The organism is Nostoc sp. C117 (assembly GCF_043099735.1).
GTDB lineage: Bacteria > Cyanobacteriota > Cyanobacteriia > Cyanobacteriales > Nostocaceae > Nostoc.
This window is the reverse complement of the sequence record NZ_CP170991.1, coordinates 6,494,448-6,508,050: the sequence shown is the minus strand read 5'-3', so window position 1 is coordinate 6,508,050 and position 13,603 is coordinate 6,494,448. Positions and strand designations below refer to the sequence as shown.

14 protein-coding genes are annotated in these 13,603 nt (G+C 39.9%); 7 read left to right on the top strand and 7 right to left on the bottom strand.

Annotation, left to right across the window (positions count from 1 at the left end; translation table 11 throughout):
• Window positions 1–52 precede the first annotated feature (52 nt).
• Both ACFG4S_RS27925 and petL read left to right on the top strand, forming a co-directional pair.
• Window positions 53–238, top strand: coding sequence for a hypothetical protein (locus tag ACFG4S_RS27925; RefSeq protein ID WP_392536153.1), 186 nt, complete (start codon window positions 53–55; stop codon window positions 236–238).
• On the top strand, window positions 205–300 hold the full coding sequence (gene petL, locus ACFG4S_RS27920; RefSeq protein WP_392532168.1) for a cytochrome b6-f complex subunit PetL: 96 nt from the start codon (window positions 205–207) through the stop codon (window positions 298–300). The genes ACFG4S_RS27925 and petL overlap by 34 nt, the downstream gene beginning before the upstream one ends.
• An 82-nt stretch (window positions 301–382) precedes the next feature.
• Here the strand turns inward: petL and bioB are convergent, their stop codons facing one another.
• Window positions 383–1,393, bottom strand: coding sequence for a biotin synthase BioB (bioB, locus tag ACFG4S_RS27915; RefSeq protein WP_392532167.1), 1,011 nt, complete (start codon window positions 1,391–1,393; stop codon window positions 383–385).
• Between the two features lie 42 nt (window positions 1,394–1,435).
• Here bioB and ACFG4S_RS27910 point away from each other — a divergent pair, with 42 nt between their 5' ends.
• Together ACFG4S_RS27910 and ACFG4S_RS27905 are read left to right on the top strand one after the other, a co-directional pair.
• Window positions 1,436–1,660 carry a hypothetical protein gene (locus tag ACFG4S_RS27910; protein WP_392532166.1) on the top strand — a complete coding sequence of 75 codons (225 nt, stop codon included), beginning with the start codon at window positions 1,436–1,438 and terminating at the stop codon, window positions 1,658–1,660.
• Window positions 1,661–1,810: 150 nt separating this feature from the next.
• A complete protein-coding gene (locus ACFG4S_RS27905; RefSeq protein WP_392532165.1) occupies window positions 1,811–2,386 on the top strand; it encodes a GNAT family N-acetyltransferase in 576 nt (191 codons plus the stop codon).
• Between the two features lie 196 nt (window positions 2,387–2,582).
• On the opposite strand, the gene ACFG4S_RS27900 is transcribed toward ACFG4S_RS27905, so the two are convergent.
• Window positions 2,583–3,260: an SMI1/KNR4 family protein gene (locus tag ACFG4S_RS27900; RefSeq protein WP_392532164.1), complete on the bottom strand. Its 678-nt coding sequence runs from the start codon at window positions 3,258–3,260 to the stop codon at window positions 2,583–2,585.
• 126 nt (window positions 3,261–3,386) lie between these two features.
• On the opposite strand from ACFG4S_RS27900, the gene ACFG4S_RS27895 reads away from it, so the two are divergent.
• On the top strand, window positions 3,387–4,844 hold the full coding sequence (locus ACFG4S_RS27895) for a YdiU family protein (protein ID WP_392532163.1): 1,458 nt from the start codon (window positions 3,387–3,389) through the stop codon (window positions 4,842–4,844).
• A gap of 445 nt (window positions 4,845–5,289) precedes the next feature.
• Window positions 5,290–6,465 carry a toll/interleukin-1 receptor domain-containing protein gene (locus ACFG4S_RS27890; RefSeq protein WP_392532162.1) on the top strand — a complete coding sequence of 392 codons (1,176 nt, stop codon included), beginning with the start codon at window positions 5,290–5,292 and terminating at the stop codon, window positions 6,463–6,465.
• A gap of 239 nt (window positions 6,466–6,704) precedes the next feature.
• Here the strand turns inward: ACFG4S_RS27890 and ACFG4S_RS27885 are convergent, their stop codons facing one another.
• The 3 genes from ACFG4S_RS27885 to ACFG4S_RS27875 all read right to left on the bottom strand — a co-directional run bounded on the left by ACFG4S_RS27885 (window position 6,705) and on the right by ACFG4S_RS27875 (window position 9,839).
• Complete coding sequence (locus tag ACFG4S_RS27885) at window positions 6,705–8,429, bottom strand: ABC transporter ATP-binding protein (protein ID WP_392532161.1); 1,725 nt, start codon at window positions 8,427–8,429, stop codon at window positions 6,705–6,707.
• A gap of 196 nt (window positions 8,430–8,625) precedes the next feature.
• Window positions 8,626–9,153, bottom strand: coding sequence for a hypothetical protein (locus ACFG4S_RS27880; protein ID WP_392532160.1), 528 nt, complete (start codon window positions 9,151–9,153; stop codon window positions 8,626–8,628).
• 80 nt (window positions 9,154–9,233) lie between these two features.
• Window positions 9,234–9,839 (bottom strand): DedA family protein, encoded by a 606-nt coding sequence (locus tag ACFG4S_RS27875; RefSeq protein WP_392532159.1) that lies wholly within the window; start codon window positions 9,837–9,839, stop codon window positions 9,234–9,236.
• 136 nt (window positions 9,840–9,975) lie between these two features.
• Between ACFG4S_RS27875 and ACFG4S_RS27870 the strand changes: the two genes are divergently transcribed.
• Window positions 9,976–10,758: an ABC transporter permease gene (locus ACFG4S_RS27870; RefSeq protein ID WP_392532158.1), complete on the top strand. Its 783-nt coding sequence runs from the start codon at window positions 9,976–9,978 to the stop codon at window positions 10,756–10,758.
• A 471-nt stretch (window positions 10,759–11,229) separates the two neighbouring features.
• On the opposite strand, the gene ACFG4S_RS27865 is transcribed toward ACFG4S_RS27870, so the two are convergent.
• A complete protein-coding gene (locus ACFG4S_RS27865; protein ID WP_392532157.1) occupies window positions 11,230–12,429 on the bottom strand; it encodes a DUF4159 domain-containing protein in 1,200 nt (399 codons plus the stop codon).
• 68 nt (window positions 12,430–12,497) lie between these two features.
• On the bottom strand, window positions 12,498–13,529 hold the full coding sequence (locus tag ACFG4S_RS27860) for a phage tail protein (RefSeq protein ID WP_392532156.1): 1,032 nt from the start codon (window positions 13,527–13,529) through the stop codon (window positions 12,498–12,500).
• Window positions 13,530–13,603: the final 74 nt, after the last annotated feature.

Below are 13,603 nucleotides of genomic sequence, written 5' to 3'. Positions count from 1 at the left end.
ATAGGGGAGACAAGGGGACAAGGGGGTAGGAGAGACAAGGGGACAAGGAGATATGAGAGACAAGGGGACAAGGGGACAAACAAAACTCCTAACTCAGCACGGGCTAAACGCCCCGCTACCGCTAACAGCACTCATCACTCCTAATGCCCAATATCCAACATCTAATGATTCAATAGATTTAGGAAGTATTGTGGAGAAAAATAAATGTTTGCGATTGTATCTTACATCGGCTTCTTAGGTTTATTCTTTGGCATCGCTCTTGGTCTATTTTTTGGTCTGCGGACTGCCAAGATAATTTAACCAGGACTTTTTGTTGTGGGGCGGGCATCTTGCCTGCCCTTGGTTTATGCGGGACGGGCGAGACGCCCATCCTACAAGATATTTAGGCCAAGACTGCTGGACTTGCGATTTTCTCTTGTCTTTGGGAAGGTGGACGCATTTCTAAACCGAGTAAATTCAGCATTTCGCGATCGCTATCATAATCTGGACAGGGAGTTGTCACCGTCAACATTTTGTTGTCGTCGCTGGAAAAGATAGAATTGGCTCCTGCCATAAAGCACAAAGCTTGTTCAACTTGGGAAAGTCTAGCCCTACCTGCACTAAGGCGCACATCGGAAGCTGGCATTAAAATCCTCGCTGTGGCAATCATCCGCACAACATCCCAAATGGGGACATCAGGCTGATTTTCTAAGGGTGTGCCTGGTACTTGGGAGAGAATATTAATCGGCACAGACTCTGGATGAGGATGTAAGTTTGCCAAAGTTTGTAACATAGCAATCCGGTCATCGACAGTTTCGCCCAAACCAAGAATACCGCCGGAACATACGGTGACATTTGTCTGACGGACATTCTCAATTGTGTTGAGGCGATCGCCATATGTCCTTGTAGTGATAATTGTGCTGTAATATTCTTCTGAGGTATCTAAGTTATGGTTATAGGCGTAAAGTCCCGCTTCTGCCAATTTCCTGGCCTGATTTGCCGTCAACATACCCAAAGTGCAGCACACTTCTAAACCCATTGCTGTCACATCCTTGACCATTTCCAGGACTTCCTCAAATTGTGAGTTATCCCGCACTTCTCGCCAAGCAGCACCCATACAGATGCGACTAACACCAGTTTCTTTCGCTTTCTGAGCAATCTTAACCACTGTTTCTTTTTCTAGGAGTGCTTGTGGCTTTACCTCAGTTTTATAGCGAGAAGATTGGGCACAGTAGCTACAATCTTCTGGACAAGCTCCAGTTTTAATGGATATGAGCTTACAAACTTGGATTTTTGTTGGGTCATGATATTGGCGATGCACGCTAGCAGCTTGATAAATAAGCTCTAGAAATGGCCTGTTATATATCGCCCGAATCTCTAATTCCTGCCAATCGTCGCGTATTCCCACCGACATCACGTATCCTTTTTATCTATTGGGTTGATCGAGAGCTGTCTTTTGGTTGAATTTCCTGCCGTAGAGCGTTTGGGCAAAGCGATATTATTTAGAAGTTATGCCACGCACTGCGATCGATCGCTCATTGGCTATAAATCCTTCGGCTCTAGATATTTAGACATCAGCTTATCAAGATTTTGGTTGAATGGCAGATTAAGAGCAAAAATACTTACTCTATGTATTGTCAAAGGTATGGGGCATGGGGCATTGCAGGAGAATAACAAATAACTAATGATAAACTTTACGAAAAAAATACGACACTTGTGTAAGTTCTGATAAAGAGATGGCTAATCTAATCGCTGCTAAGCCGCAGATATGAGAGAATTTACAAAATCTGGAAAATGTTTTTGGAAGACATGCGGTTGATTAATATAGTATATGAAATTAGAACTGCCATTAATTAAAAGCGATCGCCTGTTATTACGAGTAGCGATTCAAGAGGATATACCCCAAATTATTAAATACTTTAGTGATAATAAAACCTATCTTACTCCATTCTATCCTCTTTGGGCTGATGGTTTTTTCACTCAAGAATATTGGCAATATCAAATAGAAAATAATTTTTTAGAATTTATCAATGGTCAATCATTAAAGCTCTTTATTTTTACCAAAAAAAATCCAACCGTCATCATTGGCACTGTCAACTTTAGTAATTTTGTTCGGGGTGCTGCTCATTTCTGCTATGTAGGATATAGCCTTGCTGAAACAAAACAAGGCAAAGGATATATGACAGAAGGGCTAGAAGTAGCAATTAAATATCTTTTTCAAGAGTTAAATTTTCACCGTGTTATGGCTAATTATATGCCTCACAATCGCCGCAGTGGCAATGTGCTTAAAAGACTCAACTTTGTCATTGAAGGATATTCTAGAGACTATTTATTAATTAATGGGCAATGGGAAGATCATATTTTAACAAGTCTCACAAATCCTAATTGGCAACCACCCAAATATTGAAAATTAGGGACAAGGGCACAAGGAGATAAAAAAATTCCTAACTCCTAACTCAGCACCTGACTTTTCACGGGATGTGCAAAAGTCAGAACTCAGCACGGGCTAAACGCCCCGCTACTGGTAACAGCGCTCAGAATTGTTTTGCTCAATGACCAGTAACAGTTCTTGCCAGCTAGCTTTAATTGTCCCGACATACTAATTAGGAATTATGAAAGCTAGCAATTTGCTCCAAACTTCGGTTGAGCCAGTCTTCATACCATTCATAAAAACTTAAAGCCTGTTCTTCATCGCTATTGGGATGAAAATCATCATGGTCGGCGTCATGAAAAGCATGACAAAAACTCAAAGACGCAGGATATATGCCATTATCATTTGTACGGTCATCTATCCAAATTTTGCCCCGTTGCTCTCCCGTAATCACTAATATGGCGTAAATTCCACAACCATAATCTGCAAGCAAGAGTGTACCGGGGATACACTTCTGATTAAAGTAGGCATCAAGATTCACCAAAAAATCCGCTTTATTCTCAACAACTAAATCCAAATTATTCCAGGCTTGTTTCAAAGGAAATAATTTAGACAGAGAGTCATATTTGTTTTGCTGTGAGGTTAGAGAAATTGCATTTTCAGATTCAATTGCTGGTATTCCGTATAGACCGTATCCAGGACCAGCACCACCATTACCAAGTTCTAAAACAAAGTTACGATAATCATTTGGTAACGTTACATCATATTTAGATTCAAATACTTCAATATCTGTATTTATCAAGCAAGGGTTGAGTTGATATTCGTGTGTCTGTGAGCCAAAAACCTGAAATGTGGCATCCAAAATTGTCAACTGAGTGAGTTTGTTCTTTAATTGCAAAACTTTATTCATTATCCTTCCTGAATGTGATATTGGTGCTGCCACAATAGATATAAACTGCTTTCTTTGTCGATGCTGATGCTGATGCCGAAGCCAGAGGTAGTATTAAGGGAAAGAATGAATTAAGTTTTGCTCGTAATGACTCTGGCTGAAACTCGAAACTACAAGAATTCTAGCAATCCTTTTCTCTCCCTGAAGTATGAAAGCGCCTTAGAATCTCTAGGCGATGACTACTACGACGAGGTTGCAGCAGCAGAATTTCCCCAACACATCTTGCGTTGGCGTAACGATTTGCTACTACCTCGTTTGGGTCTTGACCCCCAAGTAGTTAAAGATGAAGATTTCATCACAGCTTTTGGTAAATTTGACCGGCGCAAACCTTTGTTAGCAATGCGTTACCACGGCTATCAATTTGGTGAATATAACTCACTGTTGGGTGATGGCAGAGGTTTTCTGTACGGGCAAGTACGCGGTCTTGATGGTGAATTATACGATTTTGGCACGAAAGGTTCGGGGAGGACACCTTATTCCCGTGGTGGCGACGGTTTACTGACGCTTAAAGGTGGAGTCCGCGAAGTTCTGGCTGCAGAAACACTGCACTACTTGGGTGTACGTACCTCGCGCTGTTTGAGCATGATTGAAACAGGTTTATCCCTGTGGCGGGGGGATGAACCTTCGCCTACCCGTTCATCTGTAATGGTCAGAATGAGCAGTTCTCATATTCGGTTTGGTACTTTTGAGCGCTTGCACTATTTACAGCGTCCAGATTTAACGAAGAAGCTGTTAGACCACGTAATTCAGGAGTATTATCGAGACTTAAACGCAGAAGAAGATAAATATGCCTTGTTTTACGCCCAATTAGTTAAACGAGTTGCAGAATTAGCAGCGCAATGGATGGCTGCTGGTTTTTGTCATGCAGTGCTTAATACTGACAATATGTCGATTACAGGTGAAAGTTTTGATTATGGTCCTTATGCATTTATACCTACTTATGACCCATACTTTATAGCTGCATATTTCGACTATTATGGGCGCTATTGTTACAGTCATCAACCAAGTATTTGCCAGTTAAATCTAGAAATGCTTCAAGAACCTTTCAAGGCAATTATTGACAAAGACGATTTGAAGTTTGGATTAGGAAAGTTTGATGAGTATTATCAAGCAGAATACAGGTCTTTAATGTTGAAAAAGTTGGGTTTTGTAGAGTTGCCACATCCACAAGCAGAGGAGCTCTTGAATCTAACGATTGAGTTTTTGAAAGATAGCAAAGTCGGTTATCACCAATTTTTTTATGAGATGGCTCGCACCTTTTCATCAAAATGGCGAGATGAACCAGGTTTTGTGATGAACACTTCTGATATTGTACCAGTACCAGGAGCGTCAGGACTTTTTGATGATTGGTGCATATTGTATCATACAATCTTAAATGATTTCGATAGCGATCGCCTAGACGTAATTTCCCAAACTCTAGCCATTCACAATCCAAAAACTGCATTATTAAGACCCGTGATTGAATCCATTTGGGAGCCAATTGTTCAGGAAGATAATTGGCAACCTTTTTATGATTTAATTAAGGCAATTCAATCAAGGAAATAGTGAAATTATAGCTATTATCTTGATAGCAATAGATTTATTAGAATTAAATCTCTGCTGTATCCGACACAACGAAATAATCTAATTAGAGACGTTGCACTCCAACGTCTCTAGAAACAATTATGAACCAAATCCTTATAAATGGTGTGTTACGCTCTCGCTAACACACCACTAGATATATTTCCAAAATAAAAGATGAGTCCTGTATATTAATCTGAATTAAATTACGAGAAAATACGTAGGTTAGATATCCAATATAAAAGTAAAATTTTATTCAGCCTTGGCAATTATAAATCGCAGCTACACAGAGCCAACTCCGAAGTTCTGATGGTTGTAAACCTATCTCAGACTTATCTTTATCTGCGCGGATTATTTTTTCAGTCCACGTAGCTAGGCTTTGTTGGTTTGCAAATTTCTCACCATAGCATCTAAATAAAATCTAACAAAAATGAATCAAATATACATATCATATGCATGGAAAGACAATAGTGAATTAGGCAGTAAACGCGAAGAATTAGTCGATAAAATTTCTGAAGCACTTATTTCTGAACGTTACAATTTAATTCGAGATCGCAATTACTTAACATTAGGCAAAAGTATACACAACTTCATGCAGGAAATTGGTCGTGGCAATTATGTGATTGTTGTAGTCAGCGAAAAATATCTGCGTTCCGAATACTGCATGTTTGAAGCTGTTGAAATAATGAAACACAAAGATTATGAACAAAAAGTTTTTCCAGTTATTTTAGAAGATGCGAATATATATACTAAAGAAGGGAAGAGTGAGTATATAAAATACTGGAAGCAGCAGAGAGAAAAAATAGAAAAACTCATTGCTTCTGAATTATCAGATCGTGAATATTCAGCAATGCATGATGTTGCTGAAAAAATTATAGAAATTTACGGGAAAGTTGATGAATTAATTTCATTCATCTCTGATAAACTAAGCATCGATCCATCTAAAAACTTTAATGCATTTATTAATCAGCTTACTGATGCTATTAGAAATGATGCGGCAAAACTCAGAAGTCAAAAGAGTATCTTAGTTGCAGGAACAGGAAATTTTAATATTCCGGATGAAGTCAATTGGTGCGCTCAAAAGCTTGGTGAAAAAATAGCCGAATATAACTATAACCTGATTACAGGTGGATGGCAGGGAGTAGATTATGTTGTGGCTGATAAGTTTGCTGAAAAAATCGCACAAAAAAATTTACGCTTAACTGATAAGTTAACCCACGTTGTTCCACGAGGAAAACAACCTGTATTTAAGGGTGGAAAAGTCGAATATACAGAGTCAGGTATTAATGAATGGCTCGATTGTTTGCGACATTCAGATTTGGTTATTCTTGTGGGAGGTGTTGGTGGAACTTATGAGACTTATCTGTATGCTAAACAAGAAAAAATTCCGGTAATTCCTATCGTATGTACTAATGGTGATGCCAAAAAAGTGTTCGATGAAATGCTGGTAAATTGGGATAGTAAATTAATGGGAAATATATCAACTGATAAATTTAAGTCGCTAAATCAATATATCAACGACGCATCAACAGCGGAAGATGTAGTAAATGATGTCATGGATATTGTTAACGAAATTATTTTCGCAAAAATTATGCTAAATTTATAAATAAGGAATCATATGAATACGGTTTTTTTAAGGCAAGAGACGCGATTTATCGGGTCTTTGCAATTTTGGGTATCAAAGTCTTTGGTTCAGCTGATGCGCGTCTAAAGTATATAAACACTCTTGATGGTCGTTGACTGTTGACGGTTAAAGGTTAACAGTCAACGACCATTAGTCATCAGTCATCAGCTAAATGTACAAATTAAACGCGTAACAGCTTATTCTGATTCGCTTCCATCAAACTAACTAAATTGCTGGGCATAAAACCGCGCATAGCGACGTTCTAAGGCTAATAATTCTTCATGGGTTCCCGATTCGACAATTTGTCCCTGTTCAAGGACTAAAATGCGATCGCACCTTCTAACTGTCGATAAACGATGGGCAATAATAAACACTGTGCGTTTTTCCATCAGTCTTTCCAGGGCTTCCTGCACAAGTGCTTCTGACTCAGAATCTAATGCAGATGTCGCTTCATCCAGAATCAAGATTTGAGGATTGAGGAGAACAGCACGAGCGATCGCTATTCTTTGTCTTTGTCCCCCAGATAAGTTTACCCCACGTTCGCCCACCCAAGTATGATAACCTTCTGGCAATTCGCTGATGAATTGATGGGCATTAGCAATTTTCGCCGCTTCTGTCACTGCTTCCATATCAAAAACATCTTGTCCGAAAGCAATATTTTGGGCAATTTTCCCCGAAAACATGATGGTTTCTTGGGGAACAATGCCAATTTGTCGCCGCAGACTATGCAGCCTGACATCACGAATATCAACGTCGTCAATCAAAATTTGACCTGTTCTGGGGTCGTAGAAACGGGGTAGGAGATTGACAAATGTGGTTTTACCAGCGCCAGAAGCACCCACAAGAGCGATCGCTTCACCCGGCAATACCAATAAACTGATATCCTTTAATACAGGTTCGCCAGGTTTATAGGCAAAAGAAATATGACGATATTCTACTTTGCCTTTGACTGGAGGTAGAGCGATCGCATTTGTTTTTTCTATCACCGTCGGTTGAATTGCCATCAATTCAAAAACACGGTCAACGGAAGCTTCACCCTGCTTAAATTCATTGTAGTTGTTAGTGGTGTGACCAATGGGGTCAATTAATAGCGCTGCCGCCGCCAAATAGCTGAAAAAATCTGCTACCGTCAAATTGCGTTGGGAAATTTGCCACGCCCCAACTATGAGTAAAGATAACGCACTTAATGCTTCCAAAAATCCCACAATGGGAATCTGAATTGCTTTTAGCCGTTCGGCTGAATATTTTGCTTTTAAACTGCGTTCTGCTTCATGGCCAAAGCGGGCGATTTCGTAGTTTTCCGCAGCAAAAGCCTGTACCAAGCGAATACCGTTGAAAACTTCTGAAAGAATAGCCGATAAACCTGACACCCGATTTTGACTTTTTAAAGAATACTTGCGTAACCGTTCACCAAACCAGCCGACTAAAATACCCATCAGTGGCGCAACTATCACCGTTGCTAGTGTCAGTTGCCAATTCAGGTAAATCATGTAAATCGGAATTGCCAGCAACTGCAAAATACAGGGAATAAAATCGTGAAATACTTTATTTACCACCTCGCCAACTCGGTCTACATCTTCTGTGAGGCGGTAAGATAAATCACCCGCTTTTGCCGTTTCAAAATAACTGAGATTTAGTTTTTGGAGATGGGTATAGACTTGTTGGCGGAGATGAAAAGCAACTCTTAAAGCAGCTTTCGCCATATACATATCTTGTATAGACTGAAACAAGCCCCTAACTAAAAAGATTAAGGCACAGATGCCAGTTATTTGGGCGATCGCTACTACATTACCTTGTCCAAAGGGAATTGCCAATTTCCCGGCAAGATTGATTAACACTAATGTCGCCAGCACATATCCCAATATGCCAGCAAATCCCTTGCTGATGGTTTGCCACTGGGGTCGAATATAAGGCAGTAGTAGCCAGTAATTAGAACGCGTTTTCAAGCTTTAACGTCCACAATAATATTTTCCTTTGTTTGACGCTATCAGGTTTTAGGGAGTTTCTGAACAGTTAAATTAAAGTAACTGCATTGGGGATTGGGCATTGGAAGTGTGGGGAGATAGGGTGGTGGGGTGAAATTCTCTTTTCATCTCCCTCATCTCCCTCATCTCCCCAGTCCCCAGTCCCCATACCCTGAATCTATTTCTGTTCAGTACTTGAAATGACTTCCCAGTGAAACAGCCTTGATAGTTGAGAGACATCTATGGCGTAATTGACAATCCACAACACAAGTTCAAAAATCAAGAAATATCGCACCCATCGCAACTCTGTTTCAGAACCTAAAATTGTTAAACCCTCATATAATTGCCAGAAACGGTACGGTAAGTATATGTAAGGAATCATCACCCACACTACATTTTGCAACTGCCTAAGCGCTACTGCCTCAGAAATAATTTGCAATACTAGTACTATAAAGTACCAACCAACTACAGTTAATACAGTGCGATCGCCCCACCATACACCCCAGAATAGCATTACTACTAAAGGCAGCAGTACTCCTAGTATTTGCACTGAGCCAAACCAAAATTTATACCAACCAGGAAACGGTAGAGGCAAAGTGTAAGGCTTTGTGTTTTTCCAACCCCAGTTCACAACCACGATAAAAAGTGTGGCAACTAAGACAAAGAAAAGATTTTCTCGAAATAAATAGAGGTTAAGGGAATCCATAAAAATATTATCCAGTTATACTTGCTATTTACTTGTCATTCTCACTAAGTAATATTTTTGTAGACTAACGACCTTGATTTTCAACCTTTGTTTGCTCTATTTTCTTGTATTACATGAACAATCGATGGCAGTAAAGAAACAACTATAATTAATCCAATAATCGGTAACAAATACTTGTCTACCTGTTCAGGTGGGAGAGATTTTCCTAAGAAAAAGCCTAATAAGGTGATTCCAAATGTCCAAAGGAAGCCACCAATTAAGTTGTAAGACATAAAGGTTCGGTAATGCATCGCACCAATGCCCGCCACAATGGGCGCAAAAGTCCGTACAATTGGCATAAACCGTGCTAGAACAACTGTTTTTTTACCGTGTTGTTCATAAAAGTTTTGGGTTTTAACAAGATGTTTTTTATGAAACAACCAAGAATCTTCTTTCTGGAATAGTCTTCTGCCAAATTTATGTCCAGTAAAATAGCCAACATTGTCACCTAGAACTGCACAAACAAAAGCACCAAAAATTAGAACCCAAATGTTCAGTAAATTCTGAGATGCGACAAACCCAGCAGTGAACAATAAGCTATCCCCAGGTAGAAAAAAACCAATTAACAAGCCAGATTCAGCAAAGACAATCGCCCACACCCCAAAGTAGCCAAGTGATTTAATCAGTTGTGGTAAATCAAAATGCATAAAAATTCTGAGTTTTGAACAATAGGCCTACAACATCTTAACGTTCAGCAATTTTTCTGAATAAAAAGTAATATTAAATTTACGTAAAGTTCTTTGGGAATTTTAAAGTAAATATTTAGTTCAGGTGTGGTGCAAGATGCAAAAATATTTGAAAGTACTAAGACTATTTTGGAGTGCTGCGATCGCAGCTGAGTTGGAATATCGCATCAACTTTCTCATTGCAACCCTCAGCAGCTTGGGAAATCTTGTCGGCAGTCTCTTTGGACTATTCTTGTTTTACCGTACAGGTTACACTTTTGCTGGCTGGTCATGGGAAGCAGCTTTAGTAGTTCTGGGAATTTTTACTTTATTGCAAGGTTTTTCTGCTACTTTTCTCGCGCCGAACTTAAATTACATTGTCCGCCATGTCCAAGTAGGCACTCTTGATTTTGTATTATTGAAACCCATTGGCAGTCAGTTTTGGCTTTCCACTCACACCATTTCACCTTGGGGAATACCAGATATTCTTTTTGGCTGCATCATTATTGGCTACGCAGGTCAACGCCTCGGTATAGCAATAGACAAATATCTACTCAGTGTAGTGCCCTTATTTTTTGGCTCAGTGATTCTATATAGCCTATGGTTTATGCTGGGAGCGACTAGTATCTGGTTCGTAAAAATATACAATGCAACTGAAGTACTACGTAGTTTATTGGAAGCAGGACGATATCCAATCACAGCTTATCCAACTGCATACCGCTTTTTTTTCACCTTCGTAGTACCAGTCACTTTTTTAACTACAGTCCCAGCAGAAGTGATGTTGGGTAGGGGTGAAATTAGCTGGTTGATAGGTGCGGGAATATTGGCAATGGTCTTGCTTTTCGTTTCTACTAGGTTTTGGCGGTTTGCGTTGCGCTTTTATACTAGTGCTTCGAGTTAAAATAGTCCGTGTATTAACATACAAACACGCATCTCAAAACTTTTCAAACATCCTCTTAGAAACGTGGATTAAATAAGATGCAAAACCTCATCCTGTCTCTAGCTTCCCTCTCCTTTATAAGGCTATGGTGTACACACAAATCGGAGTTACATTTGAGATCCGGGTTTTACCCCCCTTAATCCCCCCTTGGAAAGGGGGGAAACCGGAAAATCTAGTTCCCTCACCTTTACAAGGGGAGGGTTAGGGTGGGGTAATTCGAGGGCTGGTAGTGATTCGATAACTTGTATGTACACCGTAGCCTTTATAAGGAGAGGGATTGAGGGTGAGGTAAACCAAGGACATAAATTATATGTTATTTAATTCTTATTCCTTAATAAGAAATTCACAAATCAAATAAGAACCCTGTCTACTACCTCCTCTGCCTTAAAACCTCTAGCTTTGTACTTTATGCAACGCCGAAAATTGCTATACTTACCACTGTCCGGAATTATCTTCTTGTTGCAAACCGATTAACTGCCGACGCTTCCAAGCATAGTGAAGAATATTAATTCCGAGTTCCTGAGCTGTACGAATAGTTAATCGGGGTAAACTCAAATCTCTATCGAGTCCCCAAGCAGTTGCTAAATCACCAATTACTAAAATAATTCCTCCACCCATTAATAGTTTAATCTGCTGTTGATTAACCATTGGTAAAGCAGCAAATAAGAAAGGTTTTGTTCTTAAAGGATGACTCCGTTGTAATTCTTCTAAAGGCCTTAAAGGACTCTCTAATTGTTGTGCTAATGCTTGAGTACTTTCAATCAAAGGGTTCGCATTTGCTGGTGCATCGATTAAAAGCACGCCACCTAAATTTAAGTAATTTTTGAGGGATTCAAATTCTAGACTATTTAAAGATATAGCCTGTCCGCCTGTCAAATAAAGTAGGTCATAATCTTGAATATTTTCTGATAAAGAAACCTGACCTGGTTCATCAGCACCTCGCAAACTTGGATATAGCGGTTCTACTGCTTGCAATAAGTAGGAAAGGCTGAAAAAATTACGCGCACATTCTGGGTCACTATGATTCGCCTGTGCCATACACACAAGTGCTTGGGGACGCATTTGTGCTTGGCGGCGATAACGCAAATCAACATTGTTATATCCAGGAAAAAAAGCATCCGCAGGTTGGGTAATATCAGTATGTCCTGGTTGCAGGAGTATTCGACATATTTCTATTTCTGAACTGGCTGGTGTGGAGTTTCTTTGGTCAATTCGATAGGTTTCTTGAACAATATCTCTTTGCTGTCCGCGCCGCAATTCATCAGGGTCTACATAGCTGACGACTAAGTAGATCATGAGTGGTTCTGAAGTTGCTACTTCTATATCAATGGGAAAGTCATAGGAGGTAGGTACAACTATTAAATTACCTGCTAAATCAATGGCGATACCAGGTTGAATTTGCACCCAACGTCCATCTCGATATCTGGCTTCTACTTGGGTAGGTGCAGTAACATCTCGGACGCCTAAACCACAGACAATTCCTGGTTGATTTAAACTTTGATATTGAGCATTTTGCCGGAGACGATGATAATCGTGGGCTGTTCGCCAACGTTCAGCATTAATGAGTAAACCATCTGCGGCTTGCAGACGTTCAAAAGATTTAATTTGTGGGGGTGGGAAAGGATGGGACATAAGTAATTCAAAATTTAAAATTCAAAATTAAGAAAAGCTCACATACAGAGAATAAGTTTGAGATTTTATTAGCTAGGAGGATTTTCAATAGATAGTTCGTAGGTGCAGAATGCGGGTTTTTCTTGTTCTATTATTCTTTGGATAAGTTCTTCATTGATGATGCCACTAGAAATATTGGAACGCAAACGGACTATAAAGTGATATGGTTGTCCACCTGCTAAAACTGCATTTCCTAGTTGTGCGTCTCCGATAATAAAACTTGGTCCGAAAGGTTCTGTAATACTAATATGTTTATCTGCTTCATTAAGTAAATGATCGTCTAAAGGTAGTCCTGTATAAAGATGTAAGTAGAGACGCAATCCTTTACGAGTTCCTCGCCAGCGATAAAGTTCTACGGCTCGGCGAATTAAACGCCGCTGTTGCTGGAGATCCCAAACAGAATCTACTTGCCAAGCAACCCAATGAGCCATAAAGGGTAGTAGTGCTTGGGGTGCTGTCAAGGGATCGAGATTTGCCCACATGACGTTGTAACTATCGATTATTGGTTGAAAAGCTTGCTCAAATATTTTCATGAAGCGACCAATAAAGTCTACTTCTCGATACAAAATTGGCAAGAATTCCATGTAGGCGGTGTAAGGACGGATGTATAAATCAAAGTATTCGCTTCTGTGGGTTTGTTCGTTGTCTGTACCTCGGTCGATGTGTAGAGTAATTAGGCTGCGAAAATTAAGAGTTAGTCTATCTTTTTTTCCTGGGGCGATCGCTTCTCGATCTTCAAAAAATGTCTCAGGAATAGAAAAGTAGAGAACTGCATCCATTTGTCCGCGAGGTGGTATCTCAGTGCCTTCTGTGCCAATTTGACACCACTCAGGCGGAAAATTTCCCTCAACGCTTAAGTTTACTCGCAAAGGACGCGGTTCTAAGTTTTGCACTTGCACGATCATCTCGCTTGGGTATCCAGGATGTAAGAGTAAACTACGAGAAGCCACATCCGTGTTTTCCGCATTAGCAAAGTCTAAACCTGCTACAGGTAAAGCTTCGGGAATTTGCATTGGCGTTAATTGAATGCTTACAGCCGGACTAGAGCGACTTTGAACCATAGGATTGGGGATTGGGAGATGAGGGATAGAGGAATAATAACTCCTCAGTAGGATTGGGGATTGGGGACTAGGGA